Here is a 22626-nt window from a genome sequence, read left to right on the forward strand (position 1 = left end):
TCATGTAGCTAAGCCATAAATCCAGTATAAAGACCTTTAATCATTGGCTTCGTAGTACTTCTCAACCAACTTATTAAGTAACCTTACACCAAAACCTACTGCTCCTCTTGGACAAATGTCAGTACCTTTCTCGTGCCAAGCAGTGCCTGCGATATCTAAATGTGCCCAGCAAGTTTCATTCACAAAACGCTGTAAAAACTGTGCAGCCATTATGCTATCTCCACCAGAGCCTGCAGGAGCGATGTTTTGAACATCAGCAATCGGTGAATCAATAATTTTGTCATAAGTTTCATTCATAGGAAAACGCCATAACTTCTCATTTACTTCATTTCCTGCATCAATCAGACAGTTTGCTAATTCATCATTATTTGAAAAAAGACCAGCATATTCGTTATTTCCAAGTGCAACCACTATAGCACCAGTTAAAGTTGCAAGATCAATCATAAATTTTGGTGAGAATCTATCTTGCGTATACCATAAAGCATCTGCAAGTATGAGCCTTCCTTCTGCATCGGTGTTCAACACTTCTATTGTTTGTCCAGACATTGAAGTTACTACATCACTTGGTCTTTGAGCATTACCACCCACTGCATTTTCTGCAAGTGCGACCACGCCAATTGCATTTACTTTTGCTTTTCGTCCTGCTAAAGCATGCATCACCCCAACCACAGTAGCAGAGCCTGCCATGTCATATTTCATCGACTCCATACCACGTGAAGGTTTGAGTGATACTCCACCAGTGTCAAACGTTATACCTTTACCAACAAAAGCTATAGGCTTTTGTTCTTTAGAAGCTCCATTCCATTTTATCACTACTAATTTTGGTTCTTTACTACTTCCTTGTGCAACTCCAAGCAAGGCTCCCATTTTTTTCTCTTCCATCTGCTTTTTATCAAGCACCTCGATTTCAAGGCCAAGCTTAGTAAGTTCTTTTTTTATATGATCAGCATAGGATTCTGGATATAGAATGTTAGGAGGCTCTGTTATAAAAGAGCGCGCAAGAAATATACTCTCACCTTCTTGCCTTAAGTGCTCAAATGATCTTTCAGCATTACTTAATTGTTCATCTTTTACTAATACGGTAATCTCCTCTACCTCTGTAATTTTCTCATCCTTTTTAGTTTTATACTTATCAAACTTAAAACTACGCAGAAACGCACCATATGCAACATTTGCTGCACTACCTTCGATTAAAACCGCTGCTTTTTTAATTTTTAATCTGCTTAGCTCACAATATATTTTACCACCAATATTTAATTCTTTATTTTCATTCCATTCATCCTTCTTACCCAGTCCAACAACTATAACATTTTTTTCTTCTGGCAAAGCAGTAGAGAAAAATTCACCAAAACTTCCATTGAAATCGCTAAATTGCTTTATATTATCTATGACCTGTTTTCCTTGCAAAACTCCGCCATCATTTACGGTTTCGTTGTCTTCAAATAAACCCATTACTATTGTTTTAAAATCGGGCGAAATTTTAGAAATTGTTATTTTCATTGCTGGTATCTCCGTTGCAAATAATTGTAAACTGTACATAAAACATAGCAAAAACATCAGTAAGATATTTTTCATATACATCCTAAGTACAATAACACTTAAGTTTACTATGGACTCCCTTACATGCAAGGTTTTTTATCTTTTATTAGAGAACTTATTATATCCGCCCAAGGTAATGTTAAACGTATAGGTTTTTATGACCTGATCACTGTAAGTAAATGGTGTTATGAGAAGGCTTGCAAGCCCATTACTAACAAAATCTTCAAGAACAGGATCAGCGCAATTATGGTCAGCAAAAAACATTTGCGTTGTGAATTCTGGAAAATCCGGATGTTGAACTAGAAAGTTGATATGTGGAGCTCTATCACCAATTTTACCAGGTGCTATCGTAATAAAATTATAATAGCCAAGATTATTCACTACAAACCTTCCTGATCCAGCAAAATTCAGATCATCCTCTATATTCTTATCGTAATGGTTCACGCCGCGTGAATTCGCGTGCCATATAGAAACTACAGCATTTTGTATTGGTAAGCAGTTTATATCAGTAATTCTACCCACTATGTGTATTAATTCCCCTATTGCACTATTTGGAGAACCAGGTTTTCTTCTTAAATTGTTTGAAGAGTTAAAATTTTTTGGCCTTGCATCAAGGTCATATATTTCTGGAGTTTCAATGCAGTTGAGCAAAACAGGATCAGCTGCAAATAGCGGCAAACTGAATACCATTTGTACTAAAAACGCTAATAAGATATTTTTCACATTCATTTCATTTATAATAGACTTCTTGCATAACCATATAACAAACTTTTATTGGGAATAGAAACGAAAAAATTACTTTACAAACTCCGCCAGCCCTCTTATCATAAAACTGAAGGTATTCAGTTATCTTCATCTGTGCAGATTAAACAGCAAGAAAACAACGTAGTTGGCGTCTTATTTTTAATTTTTTGCACTATGTGCACCTTATGTCTTCACAATATTTCTAGGTTTTTACCTACACAAGCTGAAACGCGCTTATAAGTCGTTCAAGACAGTATAGTACGCCAATTTGCAGGATTAGAGAGTGACAACTAGCTAACACGGGGTTTCTTTTGCCTTTTTTTCTGTTTAGTAAATTGTATCCGTTCAGCGGAGTGGTAGAATAAGGTAGACAAAGTGATCTAAAAAGATAATCATAGAGCAAAAGTGAGGTAATGTGGTAAACCTTTTAGAACTTTGCAAAAATTTACAGCAAAAAATAGAAAAACTGAAAGCAGAGATAGAAAACTTAAAAGCAGAAAATAAAGCTTTAAAGATAGAGAACGCTGAATTAAAGGAAAGGCTTGGTTTAAACTCGAAAAATTCATCTCTACCGAGCTCTAAAGAATTGTACAAAACAAAAAAGGACAAGCCAAAAAGCGAAAGGAATGTTGGCGATCAGGTTGGGTATAAAGGAAATTTTCATGCCACAATGGAAGCGGATAAAGTAGTAAAAATAGAGTTGCCTAATATTTGCGAATGCGGAGGAGAGCTTGTAATATGCGAAAAACCTTATGTTCACCAAAAAGTTGATCTTCCGGAAATTAGGCCTTATGTAGTAATTGGAACATGGTCGTTGTTGGAGATGCAGAAAAAGAAAAAGTAGCAAGTTACCAGAAGGTGTTACGCCAGATACATTTGGTCCAAGGGTTAAGTCTATAATTGCAGCACTCAGCGGATTTTACAAAAACTCAAAGCGTGAAGTGGCTAGTATCATAAATGACATTTTTAATTTGAACATAAGTGTTGGCAGCATATCAAATCTTACTATTACCCACAAATATGAGGTTCGTGAGCAAGTCGCCATCCTTCTTCTAGATCAAAGAAACGTCTCCACCCTTTCCAAAGAGTAATTGGTCCTGGTTTTGGGTCGCTTTTTCTTGCTAAATGACCTCCAAGTTCACGAAACGGCTTCTTTTATAGTAGGGGCTATATTTGGACATGGTTTCCTGTGTATTTTAACATATAAAACTTTCCATTCTTCCTCAGCTAATAAGGCAGTACATGGTAATGTTGGGTTAGTTCTTGCAATTGATGTAATAAAGAAAATTCTCCAAGCAATAATGCTCATGACTGTTAAATACCTCATTAATCTTTCTGCTGTTCCAAGTCTACATTCCTCAACTTTGAGACCGGATTTAAAATTTTATGTAATATCTCTATTTTCCATCTAAGGAAATTGTAAGTTAAAAACGTGATATAAAAGAGATAAGAGAGAAAGATAACCCTGCTCACTAGGAATAGCGGGCGTGCGCGACCGAAAGGAAATTGGTATTACAACCGTTGGTATCAAGGTACGCTAGCCCTATCTCTCGATACGTTTGAATAGTTGCTTGGGACATATATATGCACCCGTTTACAATCTTAAATTAACTAAAACTATCGAGGTTTATTATGGTTACATCTTATCAAAATTTTATTGGTATTGACATCGGAAAATTTAAAAATGTCGTTGCAATTCACAAACAGAAGAATGCTGTCGAATTTGATAATAATGCTTCTGGTTGGCAACAATTATTTCAAGAGTTTTCAGATATTCTACCTAATGCTTTAGTGACTTTAGAAAATACAGGGAAATATGAGCTTGGCTTATCACATTTTCTTACCGACAAAAATATTGCCGTGCATCGAGCTAATACTCGTAAAGTAAAAAGCTTTATTTTATCTCACGGAGCTTTAGCAAAGTCTGATAGATCAGATGCAAGAGCTCTTGCTCAATATGGATTTGAACGCCATAGAACTATCTCTCTATTTGTACCTACCTCTACAGAACAATCAACTTTGGCTGCACTTTGTCAACGTCGTGATGATATTACGCAAATGAGAACTCAAGAAAAATGCAGACTTGAAGCACCGGAAAATGATCATATAAAAGAAAGCTGTCAAAAGACCATTGAGTTTTTCGATAGTCAAATAAACGAACTCAATGATACTATACAAAAGATTATTGATGAAAGCCGCGAATTACAACAACGCCAAAAAATTCTTAAAACAGTTCCTGGAATAGGTAAAAAGTTATCACAAGATTTTTTGTGTTTAATGCCAGAGCTTGGTTACTTAAACAGAAAAGAAGTAGCAAGTCTTGCCGGAGTTGCACCGCATCCAAAAGAAAGTGGTAAAGCTGTTGGTTACCGAAGGATTACAGGTGGTAGAAGTAACGTTCGTTCAAAGCTCTTTACAGCCGCTATGGCTGCTACAAGGTCAAAATCTATACTTGGCGCCTTTTATTCTAAGCTTGTTGAAAGTGGTAAGAAGAAGATGGTGGCTATAACAGCCCTAATGCGTAAAATTATAGTAATTGCTAATACAAGACTTAAAGAAGCAATTAATTTGCATACTTAAAAATCTTCACAACGGTAACTAAAATTGGCTAATGAATATGTGCGTCCACACAGACTTAAAGCACATATTCATTAGCTTAAGCAGAAATTGCTGTGGTAGCTGTTTGATATAAAATTCTATTTCTATGACAAACGGGTTTTTATTGCCCATATAATTTGCAAAATTACACAAATAAAAAAATTTTTAAAAAACATAGTTGATAGCAGAAAAAGCACCAATAATAAAGTTAGCCTACGATGAGTTAGACAAGTTTTGCTGGAATGAGAAAGATTTAGTAGCATATGAAGAAAGAATAATGGATCTGCGGAAAGAAGAAGCCATTCTTGAATACAAACTTGAGGAAGGTATAGAGAAAGGAAAAATCGAAGTTGCAAAAAATTTACTTAAAGCTGGTGTATCTGTTAATTTAATAGCTGAATCCACTGGCCTTTCTCAAGCTGAAATTGTACAGCTTAAGCAAGAAGTAGCCTAAGTATCACGTTTTTCAGGGCTTTTTTAGCTCGGCAGTGGTCTGAAAAGTCCATTTTTCACTTTATAAAATGTTTATATTTTACCACCTACTTTATTTGAATAAGTTCTTCTGCCACACTCTGAACGGATACTTGAATCAGGCTCAAGTTGACAAGTAGATGTTATCTTGTTATAATAAATATTTATTAATTTAATCTTAACTTAAGAGGGTATTTATGGTAGCAAGTGATAGTGTTTTAAAAAGGTATGCGTTAGCCTATATAAAGAAATTAGGTAATAATAATAATATTGAAGGGTTTCTACAGTATTGTAATAATACACCGAATTTAACTTGGAGCAAGGAGAATTTTAAAAATGTGTATGAAGAATTTACACATCCAAATTCAAGCAATAGGCACGATACAGGAAGCAGAAATGATCAATATAACGCAGGGAATAACGCACAACCTACAGGCTCTCAGACTACACATATACATGTATACAATGATAGAGGTTTAGATTTTTGGGATTATTTACTACTTCGCAGCCTGTTTGGTGGTCATACTACAGTTATAAATAACCCTGGTTTCAGTAGTGGTAGCCATCAAAGCAGAGAAGATAAGAAAAAAGACTCAGAAGACAATAGAAAGTTATTAGCTTTAGGTATGGTAGCTGCAGTTGTGTGTGTTGCTTTCCATGCTGGTATGTGTTTTTGGTATAACAGCAGCAGAAAAGTGGCTAGAAAAGAAGAAAAAATAGATTACCTGGATAGTAAATTTAAAACGTTCAGAAATATAGAATTTGCGGTTGGCGCTGTTTCTTTGGCAGCTTTGGTAGCTTGTGCTGTTTACCCAGTCTTACCAGTGTGGGGTTTAGTTATCCTTGGCGTTAATTCTCTTGTGTGTTTTACTGGTGGTTTAGCTTTTCATATGAAGCATGAGGAAGAATCAGAAAATATCGAGAAAGCTGAAAGAGCGGTAGATAGCTATCTTAAACAAGGGCATGGTTATGGAGATTCTTCTCGTTATGATGCACCACCTCCTTACTTTTCTCAAGATCCTAATACTACTCCAACTGCTCCTCCTCAAAATGCATTTGATAATCCTTATTTGCAACAGAAGTTTGGGAATTGTAAGGGGTTCACGCGTGATAAAAATTAACAGTTTTATTTTTAGCCAAATTAATTGAATCAAGCTACAAAACCTGCTAAAGTTAACTTTGTGAAAGCACCCTTAGCTCAGTTGGATTAGAGCATTTGACTACGGATCAAAAGGTCGGGCGTTCAAGTCGCTCAGGGTGCACCACATTTTATAGGAAACAGAAGTCACACTTGAAATTAATATATGTAATACCTATCTTTAAAGGTTAAACACTAAACTATTATATATGAGCAAAAAAGACTACTATGATCTGCTGGAAGTAGGCAGAAATGCCAATATTGATGAGATAAAAAAAGCATATAAAAAATTAGCGTTAAAATATCATCCTGATAGAAATCCTGGCAATAAAGAAGCAGAGGAAAAATTTAAAGAAGTAACAGCTGCATATGAAGTTCTGTCTGACTCTGAGAAAAGGGCAGGCTATGACCGTTATGGCCACGAAGGTGCTTCTGGTGGATTTCAAGGCTTTAGCTCTGCAGGAGATTTTAGCGGCATATTCAATGACTTCTTTGGTGGAGGATTCGGTGGTGGTGCAAGTAGATCGAGAGCAAAAAGAAGTACAACAGGAGTATCTGGAGCAGACCTACGTTATGATCTTGAAATTACCTTAGAAGATGCATTTAAAGGAATACAAGCGCCTATACATTATGTGACAAATGTAAAATGTGATACATGCCAAGGCACAGGTGGCGAAGGAGCAATTAAACCAGTTCAGTGCCACACATGCCAGGGAAGCGGTAGGATTAGAACTCAACAAGGCTTTTTTACCATCGAAAGAACATGTACTACATGCTATGGGGAAGGAGAAATAATACAAAACAAATGTAAGAAATGTGGTGGAAGTGGACGTAGAAGAGATGAAGTAAATATATCCGTTTCAATTCCAAAAGGCATAGAAGAAGGAGCTAAGGTAAGGATAAGTGGTAAAGGAGAAGCTGGAACAAAAGGTGGAAAAAGTGGAGATTTATACGTATACGTGAAAATAATTTTCCATAAAATCTTTGCTAGAAATAAAGCAGATTTACACTGTAAAGTGCCTATAAGAATGACACTAGCAGTGCTTGGTGGTGAAATCGATATTCAATCAATTGATGGAGCTAAAATAAAAGTAAAGGTCCCTGAAGGCACTCAAACTGGTACCAAACTACGTTGTAGGGAAAAGGGTATGCCATATATGAACTCACATGCTCGTGGTGATTTATACGTACAGGTAATAGTTGAGACTTTAAATCCAAAAAATTTAACTAAAAAGCAAATTGAACTATTAAAAGCGCTTGAAGAAGAGGAAAATGCAAGTGTACAACAGCAATCTGAAGGGTTTTTTAGTAAAGTAAAAAAAAAATAAGAAATCTGCTAAATGACATAAAGGGGTAACTGTTTACGGGTTTTCATTTAATCCTGCAATTTTTTGATCTCACTCATGGAAAACTTAACAATAATTAGCCAATAGAAACTTCTTAGCTCCTTATAGCCAAAGTGGCTTAGGTTTACCTACAATTTGAAAAACAACAAATTCGTCATTCCGCTACTCGTTAGCGGAATCTATACCGCGAATAAATCGCGGTATGACGTTGGGAAACCTTTCTTGGGTTAGCTATAAAACTATGTAAAAGCAATAAATTTCTTTATTTAAGGTCGAAGTTTTGCTATTCTCAGGTTTTAATAATTTAAATTTAATGAATATAAACAAAAATGAGTTTTTATTTCTTCCGCTTGGGGGAGTAGGAAGAATCGGGATGAATGTTAGCCTATATCATTACCAAGGTAAGTGGATTATGATCGACCTTGGTGTTGGTTTTGCAGATGAAACTATGCCAGGTGTTGAGCTGCTCATTGCTGATATAGATTTTATTGCTCAAAGAAAAAAAGATTTACTTGGAATAATAATTACACATGCACATGAGGACCACTGCGGTGCAGTGCCCCACTTGTGGGAAGAGTTGCAGTGCTCCATATATACAACAAAGTTTACGGTTAATTTTCTTAAAGAAAAACTAAAAGAATTTCGATTGGAAGGTATAGTGCCTGTAAAAGAGGTAGACATAAATGGCAGCATAAATTTGGGTCCTTTTACCGTCGAGTTTATAAATGTAACTCATTCAATTCCTGAGGCAAATTCAATATTAATTAGCACTGAAATGGGTAGTGCACTCCATACCGGAGACTGGAAATTTGATCCAAAACCTGTTGTTGGATTAACTTCTAATATGGAGCGTCTAAAAGAAATTGGCGATAAAGGTGACCTGCTTGCAGCAATTTGCGATTCAACCAATATATTAAGCAAGCATCACCCTGAGTCAGAAGGTGAAATTTATAATAATATTTATAACATAATAAAGCGGTCTAAAAAATTAGTTGCTGTTTCGCTATTCGCTTCAAATGTGGCACGAATTGAAACGATAAGCCAAGCTGCAAAAGCACTAAATAGAAAAGTAGTTTTACTTGGTAGATCTTTATGGAGAATAGTGAAAGTTGCGCAAGATAGTGGTTATTTAACTGATTCTCCTCAGTTTCTTGAAGCAAAGGAAGCAGTAAATTTTCCAAGGGAAGAACTGGTGCTACTTTGCACAGGTTGTCAAGGTGAGCCACTGGCAGCTACCGCAAGACTTGCTGCTAAGAGTCATCAAGCATTTAAAATGCAGCAAGGTGATACCATGATCTTTTCGTCAAAAATCATTCCTGGAAATGAAACTCGTGCGCACAACATGCTCAATGCCTTTATTGAGATGGGGGTAGAAGTTATTACTGAAAAAACAGAGCATGTTCATGCTTCTGGGCATCCAACAAGAGAAGAGCTAAAGGAAATGTATTCTTTAATAAAACCGAAGATGTCTATTCCAGTTCACGGCGAATATATTCACACGCATGCACATGTAAAATTTGCTAAAGAGTGCGGTGTGGCAAAAGCAATAATGATTGCACCAGGTGATATTGTTAATTTGGAGAACGGAGAAAAAGTTGATTCAATTGATGTTGACTACTTTGGTATTGATGGTATGCTGCTACGTCATCCGGAGAGCAGTGTTATAAAAATGCGTAAAAGGATGAGAGATGCCGGAGTTATTGTGGTAACAGCAGTTGTAAACAAGAAAAATAAATTGCTTGCTAAACCAAAAGTATTTGTACCTGGTGTTTTTGAAGTGCTAGAAGATGCAGCTACCATACAGAAAATTGTCAAGAAAGTTGAGTCGTTGTTTAGTTTGCAGCCAACAAAAAAAATTAAAAATAAGATTGAAAGTTCAATATTGAGTATCTTAAAGGAATATTTACTAAAAAGGCCTATAATTGAGGTTCAGATAGAACAGGTATGAAATGAATGAAGCTATTCGTTCATCTGGTGTTATTTATTTCGTTATTTATTCCTTATTTTACAAAAGCTGCTTTATATGTTGATATAAAAAAAAGCAGTGTTGGTAACATTGGTCTTGTTGTATCTAAATGTACATGTAAAACAGCGTTGGAAAGCGAATTAAGCGAAAATATTGCAAAGGTAATAGGAACAAATTTATCTAATTGTGGCTTATTTAATGTAAAACGTGGCGCGGAAGCTGAATCTAAATCTTGGAAAAGCGATACTGTAGTCACAGTAAGTTTAAGCGAAATATCTGGTAGTGCATTAGAGCTATCATTTCGTTTATTTGACACTTTTACAAAAAGAGAATTACTTACTCAGTCAGTTGTTTTTCCAGCAAAAGACTGGAGAAAAATTGGTCACCTCGTTTCGGATGTGATACATGATAGATTAATTGGTGAGAAAGGGCACTTCAACACAAAAATCACGTATATCGCTGAAGAAAAAGATAGCAACTACAAATCTGTGCGTAAAATTGCTGTGATGAATCAAGATGGAAGTAATATAAAATACTTAACAAATGGCGATAGATTTGTGTCAACACCGAGATTCTCACCAAATGGAAAGGGTATTGTTTATATCTCGTACGCAAATGGTAAAAGTTATATAATATTAAAAAATTTAAAAGATAACACTGAATCAATAATCAGCGCATTTGAAGGAGTTGTTTCTGCACCAAGATTTTCTCCCGATGGTAAATCTCTTTTAATTTCCCACTCATTGGGTGGTGAAACGAATATATTATCTTTGGATTTAAGTAGTAAACGAACAAAAAAAATTACTAAAGGTTCAGCTATAAGCACTTCTCCCTCTTTTTCTCCAGATCAAAAGTATATGGCTTTTAGTTCTGATATAAGTGGGAGTCAGCAACTGTACGTTATCGATTTTACTAACAAAAGTAAAAAACCTAAAAGAATTAGTTTTGGAAGTGGAAGATATGCTACGCCTGTTTGGTCGCCAAAAGGAGATCTGATAGCTTTTACAAAGATTCAGTCAGGAAAATTTTACATAGGAGTTATGAAGCCAGATGGCAAAGAAGAACGTCTGCTTTCAGAGGGGCATAAAATTGAATCCCCGGCATGGCTACCAAATGGTAGAGAAATCATTTTTACAAGAACAGAATCACCAAGCAACTCTAAACTATATTTAGTAGACTTAGTAAAGAAAAATCAAAAAATGGTTTCCACTCCCACAAATGCTTCTTTACCGGATTGGTCTTATTTTTGAAAGTAGATCTATTATAGGTTTGATATGAGCCTTATTTTACTTTAATCGCTTATAACCTTTGGCACTACAAAATACCCATGCTCAGGTTTTGTATTGGACAATATCTCTTTTTTAATGTTTTGAGAATTTATAACATCATCGCGTACATGAATGTCCTTGTCTATGCTGCCATAACGCATAGGAGAAACACCTTCAGTATTAACTTGCAATAAAGTATCGTGTATCCAATCCAGCATTGTCAGTTCTTTGGAGTAGTGATCAATCTCGTCATTTGATAACTTAATCCTTACAAGCTGTGCAATTTTAAGCATTTCTTCCTTGGTAATTGTTATTTTTCTCTTATTTGCAAATTCTATTAGTGAAGTAATAACGTCTTCTGTTGACTTAGCTGGCATTTCTACCTCCTTGGATGAAGTGAGTTAAAATATTTACAACCGAAACAACTTCTATTTTACCAGTTTTTTCAAGTTTGTGAAGTATGGTATCCGTAATCACTAATTTATCTAAAGAAGAGGAAGAGATTTTCTCAACTGCACTTCCTGAAAGCACACCGTGTGTGATGCATGAAGTTACGGACTTTGCTCCGTAACTTTTTAAAGCAAGAGCTGCATTACACAACGTTCCACCAGAGTCAACTATATCATCAACAATGACACAATTTTTGTTTGCAACTTCTCCTATTATGTTCATTACTTGAGATGTGCCTGCTTTCTCCCTATATTTATCTACTACAATAATCTTATCACTTAACCCTATCTTGTACTTTTCCTCTAAAGCCCTCGCAAAAGCACGTGCTCTGCCAATTGCCCCAACATCAGGTGCAACAATTGCCAAATTTTCCGTGTTTATAGAGTCAACAAATGCTTCAAAGCAGTTCAAATTAGTTACCGGTACATCAAAGAATCCTTCAATTTGACTTGAGTGCAAATCAATAACTGCAACACTACTTGCACCTGCAGTTTGAATAAGATTTGCAACTAATTTAGCACTTAAAGCAGATTGCATATTATTGTTTTTGATAATTCTATCTTGTCTGCTATATCCATAATAAGGAATAATTACTACTATCCTTTTGGCTCCTAATCTATTTACTGCATCAATTATAAGCAGAAGCTCCATAAGGTTATCATTCACAGGGGGAGAAAGAGATTGTACTATGTATACTTCTTGATTATACAGATCATTTGCTACTTCTACATTTACCTCGCCATCGGTAAACTTTGATATCCAAGCAGAGGATGGTTGAACATCTAGCCGGTTAACTACTGATTCCCCTAATTCCTTACTAGCATTACCTATTATTATCTTCATAACGCACTAATTGAGTTTTTAAGATTATACAGAAATTGTAAAATAATTGAAATGTAAGTTTCTTTATCTAGTATTCTTGTCGGCGAATTAGGTATCTCTTGTACAATGACCTGTCATTTTCACGCATTGTTTCAATATACAGACCCAAATTGAAACAACTATACAAAATCCTGCTTATGTTTCAAGATAAATGACTTTAATGAAATATAATTTATCTAGTCATTTGTATCTGCTAACATACTACACTTCCCATTGTAGAGCCTCTGCAACTTACTGAAATTTATAATCGCTTTATAAAAAGTTTTATACTCTTTGCTTAATTGGAGGTGCTACCTCTGCACTTTCTGCTCTGTCTAGGGTACTACTTGGTTTTTCTGCAGTAATTTTTTGAATGCTACCATCTACCTTATTCTTGATATCTGCTCCATATGATCTTAATACTTCAATAGCTTTTTCGTTTCCACTATTCAGCGCAATATCCAAAGCATCCATTCCATCATTATTTTTGTGGTTGATAAAATTCTCTAACTCAAAGATTTTTATATATTGCTCAATGATGAATTCTACCACTTTTCCAGGGCAATTATTAGCGGCAGGAAAGAGTACTGCATTGTTATTATTGTCTTTCTTTGTTACATCTGCTTTGAGCTTGTCTATCAAATACTTGATAATTTCTATTCTGCTATCATCTTCTGCTTCAGTGCACTGCCTAGCAGCTAAAAACAGAGCTGTTCGCCCATTATTGTCCACATCTTCAATATCTTGTCCCTTATCAATTAAGGCTTGTATTATATTTTTGTTCCCATACAAAGCAGCAAAGTGAAGAGGAGTATACCCTTCGGTGCTTTCTCTTTCATTAATCAATGCACCATGGCTAGCTAGTAATTCTATAAATTCTGGCGTATTTGCAAAAACTGCAAAGTGCATTGGTGTTAGATCATCTTTACCATGATTTTGAGTTTTTGCATTAACGTTTGCTCCATTTTTTATTAGCAATTTTGCTATTTCTAATTGTTTGCGTCCGATGGCAATATGCAGTGGCGTACGATTGCGTTCATAATGATCATTGACGTTTGTGCCACACTTTATTAGTAGTTCTGCAGCTTCAATATTACCTTCCTGAATTGCAACATATAAGGAAGCATATCCATCTTTTGTTTCCTCTGTCATACGAAATTGCGAACATGTTAGTTCATATATTATTAAGGATTATTATTAAGTTTTTATTAATACAATATTAATGTAGCGGGATGACGAGCTTATCGTCATCCCGCCGCGAACCGTCATACCACTGCGAACCGTCATACCGCCGCGGTATCTCTAGATCCCGCTAACAAGCAGCGGGATGACGGTTTTTCAAATTATCGTAAGTCAGTTTAGCTATAGCTACAAGTTTCATTCTTCCCTTACAAATAACTTTACTGCGTCCTTTTTTCGGATTCAGAATTAGCAAGAAACGTTCTTGTAAGGTGGTCTACTAAAATTTTGCTTTATAAAACAATGTCTGAACTATGCAATTAATACATTATCAACACAACTGATTCATAAAAGCAAATATTATAACCACGAAGAGAGGAAATGTTATACTTAGTTTAATAAGAAAGACCTTGAGAAAAAAAATGACTCATCAGGTAAACGATTCGAAATTGAAAGAGAAAGATGAAAAAAATATTTTAAAATTAGCATCAAAAATAAAAGGCAAAAAAAGTAGCATTGCTGAAGAACTAGAAAAAATATCTAAAAAGGAAAAACAAAGGATTCTTACTACGGAAGTAAGCAAACATCGGGGTAAAGAACCAACTATTATATCACTTGCTTATGCTATACTACGTAAAGATAGTATAGCTGTTGAGAAAATGTTAAGAGTAGCTAAAGAAAACGGTATTCTGAAAGACATTCTTGACGCAACAACAACTATAAAATATCCAGGTGGTCAGGAAGAAACTTGCACACCACTTACTTATGCCATATTATGTAAAAATAGCAAAACTATTGAAGAAACTTTAAAAGTCTCTAAAGAAAACGGTATTCTGAAAGATATTCTTAACGCAACAACAACTATAAAATATCCAGATGGTCGGAGAGCAACTGTTACACCACTTGCTTATGCTATACTATGTGAAGATAGTATAGCTATTGAAGAAATTTTAAAAGTCTCTAAGGAGAACGGTATTCTGAAAGATATTCTTAACACAACAGCAACTATAAGATATCCAGATAACAAGGAAGTGACTTACGCGCCACTTGCTTATGCTATGTTCTGGAAGGATAGCAAAGCTATTAAAGAAATTCTAGTAGCAGCTGAAGAGAACAGTATTCTGAAAGATATTCTTAACACAACAACAACCATGAAATATCTAGACCGGGAAGTGACTTACACACTACTTGCTTATGTTATACTACGTAGAGATAGTATAGCTGTTGAAAAAGTGTTAAGAGTAGCTAAAGAAAACGGTATTCTGAGAGATATTCTTGACACAACAATAACTATAAAACATTTAGATAGCCGGGAAGTGACTTACACACCACTTGCTCATACTATGTTCTGGGAGGATGGCAAAATTATTAAAGAAATTCTAGTAGCAGCTGAAGAGAACAGTATTCTGAAAGATATTCTTGATGCAACAACAACTATAAAATGTCCAGATGGTCATGAAGAAACTTGCGCACCGCTTACTTATGCTATACTACGTAAAGATAGTATAGCTGTTGAGAAAATGTTAAGAGTAGCTAAAGAAAACGGTATTCTGAAAGATATTCTTGACGCAACAACAACTATAAAATGTCCAGATGGTCATGAAGAAACTTGCGCACCGCTTACTTATGCTATACTACGTAAAGATAGTATAGCTGTTGAGAAAATGTTAAGAGTAGCTAAAGAAAACGGTATTCTGAAAGATATTCTTGACGCAACAACAACTATAAAACATTCAGATAGCCGGGAAGTAACTTACACACTACTTGCTTATGCTATACTGCGTGAAAATAGTATAGCTATTGAAGAAATTTTAAAAATCTCTAAGGAGAACAGTATTCTGAAAGATATTCTTAACGCAACAATAACTATAAAATGTCTAGATGGTCGGAGAGTAACTGTTACACTACTTGCTTATGCTATACTACGTAAAGATAGTATAGCTGTTGAGAAAATGTTAAGAGTAGCTAAAGAAAACGATATTCTGAAAGACATTCTTGACGCAACAACAACTATAAAATATCCAGATGGTCAGGAAGAAACTTGCACACCACTTGCTTATGCTATACTACGTAAAGATAGTATAGCTGTTGAGAAAATGTTAAGAGTAGCTAAAGAAAACGGTATTCTGAAAGACATTCTTAACACAACAATAACCATAAAACATAAAAATAATCAAAAAGTAACTGATAAGTTACTTGCCGCATTACATGATCGCAAAGTTATTCAAGAAATTTTAGACATAGCTAGAGAAAACGATATTCTGAAAGACATTCTTAATGCAACAATAACTATAAAATATCCAGATAGTGAAGAAAAAATCTACACACCACTTACTTATACAATATCATGTAAAAGCAACGAAGCTTTTAATACAACAAGAGCTATAAATCAAGATGGTCAGGAAAAAACTCACATCCCATTTCCTACCGTTTCCGTACTTGATGAAAGAGAAACTGAATTAAAATTAAAAGAAAAAAGACAAAGTAGAAGAGATGAGGGATTAAATTTTAACAATGGTAGTAGTGACAAAAATGTTGAAATAAAAGTTAATGGGGATATCTTGTTGCAGCATAGTAGTGGAACTAAAAATGAAATAAATCATACTGCTGTACGTAATGATGTAGGGGGGTAAAGCCTCTAATAGAAAGTAGAGTAAATGTTAAAGTACAGAATATAAATGCAGTGATTGCAACTTCTGTGACACTTGAGTTGGTAGCTAGTAAAATAACATGTGTACTGTCAAAACCCACCACTAAATTGGAAGAAGTAGCTATAACATATTTTCAAGGTTTAGCACTATATTTGTGAAACTTAATTTATATGTGCTAAACAAGATGCTGATTAGTTTTATAGCTAACCCAAGAAAGGTTTCCCTACGTCATACCGCCGCGGTATCTCTAGATCCCGCTAACAAGTAGCGGGATGACGATTGTCGTTTAGCCATAAATATTTAAGAAATTTACCAAATGAAAAAAAAGGCAAAAGAAGCCCTGGGGTTATTATCCGCTTTAAAATATTGGCGTTTTTTATGTTTTAAACGCTTGACAAGCAAGATTAAGCTGCTTTTAATTGCAACTAACTTACGCTGCAAATGTTTAAGAAATTTACCAAGCAGAAAAAAAGACAAAGAATCCCCGAGTTAGCTAGTCTTTTACTATCTCTGTCGAGTATTGGCATTTTTTGATGTCTTGTAACGCTTTATAAGCGCGTTCAGCTTATTTAGATAAAAATCTAGATGTAGATGAAGTTTTGTAAAGACATACAGTATCTATATACTGCAAAAAATTGAACATAAGACGCCGATACATTAAGTAATCCTTACCTTTTAATCTGCAGATTGGCGAAAGCAAATACAATAGCTTCAGTTTCATGATAAGGGGGCTGGCGGAGTTTGTCAAGGAAGTTTTTCGTTTCTGTGAACCACCTGCTAACCGACAGCTAACATTAACTACCGATATCGTATCTGAAGAAGCCCCCTGGCCATTCTAAAAAATTTAATGCTGAGTACAGCTTACTTTTGGCTTCCTCTATAGTGCTCCCTTCTGCTACTATATTTAGCACTCTTCCGCCATCGGAAACTAAGTTACCACTTTCATCGAATTTAGTACCAGCATGAAACACCAACACACCAGGAATGCTTTCAATCTTATCTAATCCTTTAATTACTTCTCCCTTTTGATAATCACCCGGATAGCCTTTACTTGCAACAACTACACAAACTGTAGATTTGTTGTTAAGTTCCACCATTTTGACATTTAACTTTCCTTCTGCAACTGACAACATCAATTTTAACAAATCGCAATTTGAATCAAATCTAGGTAATATAGATTGCGTTTCTGGATCACCGAATCTAACGTTATACTCGAGAAGTTTTGGGCTATCTTTGCAAATCATTAAACCAGCAAAGAGTACTCCTTTATAAGACGTACCCATGTTAACCAATGCTTGAGCTGTAGGGTATATTATTTTTTGGATAATTTTTTGCTCCATGTCCTTACTTATAATTGAAGGTGATGAGTACGACCCCATACCTCCAGTATTTTGGCTTTCATTACTTTCATCAACTCTCTTATAATCTTTTGCACACCCAAGAGTTACTACTTTCAACCCATCAATAAGAGCAAAAAAACTTACTTCTTCTCCAACTAAAAACTCTTCTATGATTATTTCTTCACCTGATTCACCAAATTTTTTCTCCACTAGCATTGAATTTATTGCTGAAAAAGCTTCGCTTTCTGTATTACATATAACCACCCCTTTTCCTGCTGCAATTCCATTTGCTTTCACTACAAGTGGAAACTTTATTTTATTGCTACGTACAAAATCTTTAGCTAACCCTTCATCAACAAAACACTCGTACTTGGCAGTTGGTATACCATATCGTTTACATAGTCCCTTGGTGAAAGACTTCGATCCCTCAAGTTTTGCAGTTGCTTGACTTGGAGCAAAAACATTTATTCCCTCTGCAACTAAATCATCAGCAAGCCCATCAATTATTGGTTGTTCTGGACCAATAACAACCAACTCTATATTTTCTCTCTTGCAAAATTGTGTAACATCTACTGAATTTTGAATATTTACATCCACAAGAGCCCCAAGATCTTTCATAGCTTGGCGACCAGGAGTTACATATAACTCAGTCAAGATAGGAGATTTTTTTAGAGCCCAAAGTAGAGCGTGCTCACGCCCACCAGAACCTATAACCAGAACCTTCATCTTTATTTCCTCGCTTTTCTATATGTCAAAATTATTATTTGCTTATAACAGTATCATTACTCATGTATTTTTGCAACACGTTTGGTATTGCAATCGACCCGTCAGAATTTTGATAATTCTCCATTATGGCAATAATCGTTCTTCCTATAGCTAAAGCTGAGCCGTTTAAAGTGTGAATATATTTTTTCATCTTTTTATCAGTTTCTGAAGAGTATTTAGCGTTCATCCTTCTTGCTTGAAATGCACCACAATTTGAGCAGCTTGATATTTCTCTATATTTATTTTGCCCAGGTAACCATACCTCTATGTCATAAGTCCTTTGTGCAGCAAAACCCATATCGCCACTGCAAAGCAGCATTACTCTGTATGGCAATTCTAATTTTTTTAATATCTCTTCAGCAACACTCGTCATACGCTCAAGCTCATCATTTGATTGGTCTTCAGTTGTGATGCTTACCAACTCCACTTTACCAAATTGGTGTTGCCTTATCATGCCCCTGGTATCGCGACCTGCACTACCTGCTTCTTTACGAAAGCACTCCGAATATGCAGTAAAGCGAATAGGCAGTTCTTTTTCTTCCATTATTTTGTCAGCAACTAAATTTGTTAAAAACACTTCACTTGTGGGAATCAACCTCAATTCGTCGGTAGTTAAATACGAATCGTCAGAAAATTTCGGTAGCTGACCAACATTATACATAGCTTCGTTTTTCACCAAAGCCGGGTGGTACACCTCAGTATAGCCAAATTCATTAACATGCATTTCAAGCATACAATTTATTAGCGCTCGTCCAAGCTTAGCTAACTGTCCTTTTAATATCGTAAATCTTGATCCGGAAATTCTCGCCGCTTGTTCGAAGTCCATTAAACCTAACTTTTCCCCGAGCTCATAATGAGATTTTGCTGTAAAATCAAACTGTCTTTTTCCTCCATATCTTCTCACCTCTAAATTAGAGTTCTCATCTGCGCCTATTGGCACATCTTGCGCAGGAATATTCGGCAAGTTAGATAAAACATTCACTAACTTATCCTTTTCTGCTTGTTCTTTTAAGCTGATTGCCTCTATCTCATTTGTGATGCTTTTTGACAACTCTATTTGCTCTTCACAGGGGCTCTTGCTCATTTTAAGCTTTTTTATTTCCTCTGTGATTTCATTGCGCTGCCTATTCAAATCCTGCAGTTTAGTGGTTAATGATCTTTTCTCGTGATCGATTTCTAATATCTCTTCCGCAGTAGATTCTCTAATTCCCCTGCTTTTCATTGCCTTTTCAAATCCTTCAGGGTTTTTGCGTATATATTCTATATCGTGCATATATTGTGCTATTACTAACATTGTTACTGTACTCCAAAAGCTCTTAATATTCAATATATTCTCATACTACTAAAATTATTATGGTTGATTTTTTTGTTAGAATTTGTTAAAATTTAATTAACTTAGCGTTCATAGGGTGTAGTATGTTGGGTATTACAAAAAATAATCAGAAAGAGAGCACTGACTTTGCTGGTGAGGAATTCGTTATCTACGCTACTTGTGTATGCCTAGCAGCCACATTCGCTGCTGGCTGTTTAGGGGCGGTAATAGGATCCCCTCTATTGACCTTTCCACTTGCTATGCTCATCTCTAACCCCGTAGTTTGGGTTTTAATGGGAATAATTCTTACAGTAGCATACAAAATGGTTGTTGAACCTTTATTTTACTTAGCGAAGAACTATATTAATGGAAAAAGAGCTTCAAAGGGGGAAAAGAGTGAAGAAAAAGATACAGAACTACAAGATTTGCAAGGCAAGACTCCAGAAAAGCAAGCAAGACCGAAAACTCCTGATAGGGATAGTGGTATTTTTGACTGCAAAGAAAATAAGGATTCTTTTGTATATAAGACAAATAAAAAAGAAGATTATAAATTTTGGTTAAGTAATTTTGATATTGCAGAGATTGCAAAAAGTTACTATGGATGGATGCCATATCGTAAAAAAGGTCACAGGGAATTTTCCAAAGGAGTGTTCTTTTCTTGCCTCGATAATCTTACATCTTTTCTGGGGAACCGATTGCAAGAATATAAAGATAAAGTAAAAGGGGATAACAATTTAGTATTATCTTCAATTCTTAACTTAAATAACAATCATTGGGTAACATTGGTTATTTCTCATGATGAAAAGAGTAAAAAGTTTAGAGCATATTATTGCGATTCATTTGGTGAACCATTACCAGAAGAGGTATCAAGTGCGCTACAGAAAACTCTAGGAATAGACAATAGTAGTATTAGAAACTCAAAAGCTAAACAACAAGATGATAAGTATAATTGTGGAATATTTGCCTTAGAGAATGCTAAGAAAATTACAGATATGCTGAAAGCAGGCAAATCGTTTGATGAAATTGATGATCAGCTAAAATATGAACTTAGTTCAGAGCAATTAATAGAGAAGAGAAAAGAATTTGCAAAAGCGTTGAAAAAGGATGAACAAAGCAGGGCTGGCACGCCAAGCCCTGTATTAGGTGGTCCAGGAAATATAAGTCGTAAAGATAGCGGAGTAAGTTTAGATTCAGTAGAAAGTAAGCAAACAAAAATTGTTCAATATAATACTACAGGTGATGGCAACTGCTTTTTCCATGCGGTATTTGGTGATAATAGCTCTGGTCAATATAAAACTGAAAAAGCACAAGATATGAGAATGGAATGGCACAAATTTTTAAGTCAATTTAACTCTTTGAATGATCCAAGGATGCCTGAGTTATTGAAGGGACAGATGCAGAAAGTTTTTGGTGCATTCTTAGAAAATCCAAATCATTTGATTGGTATGTCGGACTCAATAAAAGATTTGGTTCAGCATACAAACAGACGGGTAGAGAAGATCAAAAAAAAGACTAATAAATTAATAAAAAAGTTATGTTGTCTTACAACATTAAAAGAAAATGAAGTTATAGGTGATTTAAGAAGCATTAGTGCTAGTAATCTCAATATTAGTGAAAGAAAATATGATAGAAATTATAATAGTGATACTGCAGCAAATTCTTTTCTCAATGGCAAATCCATTTATAGATCTTATCTAGAGGCAATCAGCAGCCAAAGTTACCATGTTTTCATAGAAGAAATTTCTATCTTAGCTTCGCTGGCTAATATTGAAATTGACGTCTACTATAAAAATAATGGTAATGATGTAAATACATTGTTTCTGCCAAATGCGGGAATGATAAATGAAGGTTATCAGCAGAACAACGAGCTATGGGGAAATAAAGAACAAGAAACGGTATACTTGGCACCTGGTCATTATGAGAGAGCTGAGATAGTAGAGGTAGAGCCTTCTCTTATGGAAAAAGTAAGTTCGGCTATACAAAGTGTTGTAACAGTATGTGTAAATGCGCTAGGTTTGAACACATAGAATATATGTCCCTACAAGTAGGAAATTTGACAATTGATTCTCCAGTTATTTTAGCTCCAATGTCTGGAGTGACTGATTATCCGTTTAGAAGTATTGTGAAGAAACTTGGTGCAAGTTTGTTAGTTTCAGAGATGATCGCAAGCAGAGCTATGATTATGCAAACTCGCCAGAGTTTGCAAAAAGCAAAAGTCGATGCATTAACTGCTGTGCAGCTTGCTGGGTGTGAGCCAGATGTTATGGCGGAGGCTGCAAAATTAAACGAGGACATGGGAGCAAAAATTATAGACATAAACTTTGGTTGCCCTGTTAAAAAAGTTGTAAACGGTTATGCAGGATCAGCGCTAATGCGTGATGAGAAAAAAGCCGCTGAGATAATTGAAGCTGTGGTCAAAGCAGTGAATATGCCAGTTACGGTGAAAATGCGCACTGGATGGAACGATGAAAATCGCAATGCCCCGAGACTTGCGAAAATTGCCGAAGACTTAGGAGCAAAAATGATCACTGTGCATGGAAGAACAAGAGCGCAGCTTTATAATGGTCAAGCAGATTGGAAATTCGTTAGAAATGTTAAAGAGCAAGTGAAAATTCCAGTTATAGTAAATGGCGATATTAAAAATTTAAATGATATTCAGAATGCTCTCAAAGAATCTGGAGCAGACGGAGTGATGATAGGTCGTGGTGCCTACGGTAAACCTTGGCTGATTAATCAAGCAATGAACTTTCTCAGTGGAAGTGAAACTTCTGAGCCAACAGCTTCAGAGAGATTAAGCATCATACTCGAGCATTACGACAATATTCTTGAGTACTATGGAAATGACACAGGAATAAAGATGGCCCGCAAACACATAGGTTGGTACAGTAGCGGGCTTCAAGGCTCATCTGAATTTCGTGTGAGAGTAAATAACATGACAGATAGCACAGAAGTGAAAGAAAATATTATTGGCTTTTTTGGTCAAGAGACACACTAGCTG

Annotated in this window: 15 protein-coding genes, 1 tRNA gene and 3 pseudogenes; 11 read left to right on the forward strand and 8 right to left on the reverse strand. The window is 35.5% G+C overall.

The window, feature by feature from the left end:
* Positions 1-36: 36 nt before the first annotated feature.
* Positions 37-1539: a leucyl aminopeptidase gene (locus tag ABWU29_RS05500; protein WP_353280239.1), complete on the reverse strand. Its 1503-nt coding sequence runs from the start codon at positions 1537-1539 to the stop codon at positions 37-39.
* Positions 1540-1635: 96 nt separating this feature from the next.
* On the reverse strand, positions 1636-2268 hold the full coding sequence (locus ABWU29_RS05505; RefSeq protein WP_197907334.1) for a protocatechuate 3,4-dioxygenase: 633 nt from the start codon (positions 2266-2268) through the stop codon (positions 1636-1638).
* Positions 2269-2698: 430 nt separating this feature from the next.
* Between ABWU29_RS05505 and ABWU29_RS05510 the strand changes: the two are divergent.
* Positions 2699-3284, forward strand: a pseudogene (locus tag ABWU29_RS05510) (DUF6444 domain-containing protein); the annotation flags it as partial.
* Between the two features lie 7 nt (positions 3285-3291).
* On the opposite strand, the pseudogene ABWU29_RS05515 reads toward ABWU29_RS05510, so the two are convergent.
* Positions 3292-3696 (reverse strand): annotated as a pseudogene (locus ABWU29_RS05515) (IS4 family transposase); the annotation flags it as partial.
* Positions 3697-3915: 219 nt separating this feature from the next.
* Here ABWU29_RS05515 and ABWU29_RS05520 point away from each other — a divergent pair.
* The 7 genes and pseudogenes from ABWU29_RS05520 to ABWU29_RS05550 all read left to right on the forward strand — a co-directional run bounded on the left by ABWU29_RS05520 (position 3916) and on the right by ABWU29_RS05550 (position 11052).
* Positions 3916-4863: an IS110 family transposase gene (locus ABWU29_RS05520; protein WP_015588780.1), complete on the forward strand. Its 948-nt coding sequence runs from the start codon at positions 3916-3918 to the stop codon at positions 4861-4863.
* A 199-nt stretch (positions 4864-5062) separates the two neighbouring features.
* Positions 5063-5335 (forward strand): annotated as a pseudogene (locus tag ABWU29_RS05525) (hypothetical protein); the annotation flags it as partial.
* Between the two features lie 214 nt (positions 5336-5549).
* Positions 5550-6473: a hypothetical protein gene (locus ABWU29_RS05530; protein ID WP_015588779.1), complete on the forward strand. Its 924-nt coding sequence runs from the start codon at positions 5550-5552 to the stop codon at positions 6471-6473.
* Positions 6474-6539: 66 nt separating this feature from the next.
* Positions 6540-6617: transfer RNA gene (locus tag ABWU29_RS05535), tRNA-Arg, on the forward strand.
* An 82-nt stretch (positions 6618-6699) separates the two neighbouring features.
* Positions 6700-7818: a molecular chaperone DnaJ gene (dnaJ, locus tag ABWU29_RS05540; RefSeq protein ID WP_353280208.1), complete on the forward strand. Its 1119-nt coding sequence runs from the start codon at positions 6700-6702 to the stop codon at positions 7816-7818.
* 331 nt (positions 7819-8149) lie between these two features.
* Positions 8150-9784 (forward strand): ribonuclease J, encoded by a 1635-nt coding sequence (locus tag ABWU29_RS05545; protein ID WP_012673044.1) that lies wholly within the window; start codon positions 8150-8152, stop codon positions 9782-9784.
* Positions 9785-9789: 5 nt separating this feature from the next.
* Complete coding sequence (locus ABWU29_RS05550) at positions 9790-11052, forward strand: Tol-Pal system protein TolB (protein WP_015588777.1); 1263 nt, start codon at positions 9790-9792, stop codon at positions 11050-11052.
* 41 nt (positions 11053-11093) lie between these two features.
* Here ABWU29_RS05550 and gatC read toward each other — a convergent pair whose 3' ends face one another.
* The 3 genes from gatC to ABWU29_RS05565 form a co-directional block, all read right to left on the reverse strand.
* Entirely contained in the window at positions 11094-11447 is a 354-nt protein-coding gene (gatC, locus tag ABWU29_RS05555; RefSeq protein ID WP_015588776.1) for an Asp-tRNA(Asn)/Glu-tRNA(Gln) amidotransferase subunit GatC, read from the reverse strand.
* A complete protein-coding gene (locus tag ABWU29_RS05560) occupies positions 11437-12363 on the reverse strand; it encodes a ribose-phosphate diphosphokinase (protein ID WP_015588775.1) in 927 nt (308 codons plus the stop codon). Before ABWU29_RS05560 ends, gatC begins: the two co-directional genes overlap by 11 nt.
* Positions 12364-12666: 303 nt before the next feature.
* Positions 12667-13533: an ankyrin repeat domain-containing protein gene (locus ABWU29_RS05565; protein WP_006280296.1), complete on the reverse strand. Its 867-nt coding sequence runs from the start codon at positions 13531-13533 to the stop codon at positions 12667-12669.
* A gap of 449 nt (positions 13534-13982) precedes the next feature.
* Here ABWU29_RS05565 and ABWU29_RS05570 point away from each other — a divergent pair, with 449 nt between their 5' ends.
* Complete coding sequence (locus tag ABWU29_RS05570; RefSeq protein ID WP_353280210.1) at positions 13983-16193, forward strand: hypothetical protein; 2211 nt, start codon at positions 13983-13985, stop codon at positions 16191-16193.
* Positions 16194-17005: 812 nt separating this feature from the next.
* On the opposite strand, the gene purD is transcribed toward ABWU29_RS05570, so the two are convergent.
* Positions 17006-18277, reverse strand: a complete 1272-nt coding sequence (purD, locus tag ABWU29_RS05575) for a phosphoribosylamine--glycine ligase (RefSeq protein ID WP_015588772.1) — start codon at positions 18275-18277, stop codon at positions 17006-17008.
* Between the two features lie 34 nt (positions 18278-18311).
* On the reverse strand, positions 18312-19589 hold the full coding sequence (gene serS / locus ABWU29_RS05580) for a serine--tRNA ligase (protein WP_141457322.1): 1278 nt from the start codon (positions 19587-19589) through the stop codon (positions 18312-18314).
* 143 nt (positions 19590-19732) lie between these two features.
* On the opposite strand from serS, the gene ABWU29_RS05585 reads away from it, so the two are divergent.
* Complete coding sequence (locus ABWU29_RS05585; protein ID WP_151807695.1) at positions 19733-21655, forward strand: Ulp1 family isopeptidase; 1923 nt, start codon at positions 19733-19735, stop codon at positions 21653-21655.
* Between the two features lie 5 nt (positions 21656-21660).
* Positions 21661-22623 carry a tRNA dihydrouridine synthase DusB gene (gene dusB / locus ABWU29_RS05590; RefSeq protein ID WP_012673040.1) on the forward strand — a complete coding sequence of 321 codons (963 nt, stop codon included), beginning with the start codon at positions 21661-21663 and terminating at the stop codon, positions 22621-22623.
* Positions 22624-22626 lie beyond the last annotated feature (3 nt).

It is taken from the genome of Wolbachia endosymbiont (group A) of Phasia obesa (genome assembly GCF_964028125.1).
Taxonomy (GTDB): Bacteria; Pseudomonadota; Alphaproteobacteria; order Rickettsiales; family Anaplasmataceae; genus Wolbachia; species Wolbachia pipientis.

Bases quoted from the DNA above. Each gene is read 5' to 3' on its own strand.
- ABWU29_RS05585 (WP_151807695.1), top strand. From the start codon at position 19,733: ATGTTGGGTATTACAAAAAATAATCAGAAAGAGAGCACTGACTTTGCT.
- ABWU29_RS05505 (WP_197907334.1), bottom strand. From the start codon at position 2,268: ATGAATGTGAAAAATATCTTATTAGCGTTTTTAGTACAAATGGTATTC.
- dnaJ (WP_353280208.1), top strand. From the start codon at position 6,700: ATGAGCAAAAAAGACTACTATGATCTGCTGGAAGTAGGCAGAAATGCC.
- ABWU29_RS05550 (WP_015588777.1), top strand. From the start codon at position 9,790: ATGAAGCTATTCGTTCATCTGGTGTTATTTATTTCGTTATTTATTCCT.
- dusB (WP_012673040.1), top strand. From the start codon at position 21,661: ATGTCCCTACAAGTAGGAAATTTGACAATTGATTCTCCAGTTATTTTA.
- ABWU29_RS05520 (WP_015588780.1), top strand. From the start codon at position 3,916: ATGGTTACATCTTATCAAAATTTTATTGGTATTGACATCGGAAAATTT.
- purD (WP_015588772.1), bottom strand. From the start codon at position 18,277: ATGAAGGTTCTGGTTATAGGTTCTGGTGGGCGTGAGCACGCTCTACTT.
- ABWU29_RS05560 (WP_015588775.1), bottom strand. From the start codon at position 12,363: ATGAAGATAATAATAGGTAATGCTAGTAAGGAATTAGGGGAATCAGTA.
- ABWU29_RS05500 (WP_353280239.1), bottom strand. From the start codon at position 1,539: ATGTACAGTTTACAATTATTTGCAACGGAGATACCAGCAATGAAAATA.
- serS (WP_141457322.1), bottom strand. From the start codon at position 19,589: ATGCACGATATAGAATATATACGCAAAAACCCTGAAGGATTTGAAAAG.
- ABWU29_RS05545 (WP_012673044.1), top strand. From the start codon at position 8,150: ATGAATATAAACAAAAATGAGTTTTTATTTCTTCCGCTTGGGGGAGTA.
- ABWU29_RS05570 (WP_353280210.1), top strand. From the start codon at position 13,983: ATGACTCATCAGGTAAACGATTCGAAATTGAAAGAGAAAGATGAAAAA.
- gatC (WP_015588776.1), bottom strand. From the start codon at position 11,447: ATGCCAGCTAAGTCAACAGAAGACGTTATTACTTCACTAATAGAATTT.
- ABWU29_RS05530 (WP_015588779.1), top strand. From the start codon at position 5,550: ATGGTAGCAAGTGATAGTGTTTTAAAAAGGTATGCGTTAGCCTATATA.
- ABWU29_RS05565 (WP_006280296.1), bottom strand. From the start codon at position 13,533: ATGACAGAGGAAACAAAAGATGGATATGCTTCCTTATATGTTGCAATT.